The organism is Psychrobacter sp. 1Y4, assembly GCF_051847555.1.
The window spans coordinates 1-517 of the sequence record NZ_JBPYDE010001154.1 but is presented as its reverse complement, the minus strand read 5'-3'; the positions used below and the strand labels follow the sequence as shown (position 1 = coordinate 517).

At 40.4% G+C, this 517-nt stretch carries 1 pseudogene; it reads left to right on the top strand.

Annotated elements, in window-relative coordinates:
- A pseudogene (locus tag ACS8FC_RS20895) lies at window positions 1-390 on the top strand (DUF2254 domain-containing protein); the annotation flags it as partial.
- Window positions 391-517 lie beyond the last annotated feature (127 nt).

Genomic DNA, 517 nt, shown 5'->3' with positions numbered 1-517 from the left:
GATGAGGTAAAGCAAAAACGATTGGCCATACTAGCCTTGGTCACTCACACCCCAAAAATATCGGATTTTATCAACGTATCACTTGGTGAAATACGCCGCTATGCAGCCGCTGATTTGATGGTACTAAAAGCATTGTGCGAAGCAATGGTTAATCTAAACTATGCAAGGGTGAATAGCGCACAGCAACAAACGCTACTGCATGAGTTACGTCTGATCAAGCGAGCTGGAGAAGAAAACTTAAATTATCAAGAACTGATAGACGACCTTGTCGCTATGTGTGAGCAAGCCAAGCAGTTTATTCTCGATGAGGACGCACAGCATCAACATTTTAATTATGTCAGTGTGTTTGCTGTCAATATCCGTGAAGCACTACAGTCGCAGTCGATTTAGTGACATGACAGTTAGATCGCATAGCGTATTAGTAATACACGGTCCCTATCATTTCAATATTTACAGCTCAAAATCTTTACGTAACTCTCATAAGTCATAGGCTTAGGGTTAATTTTATATTCATAAG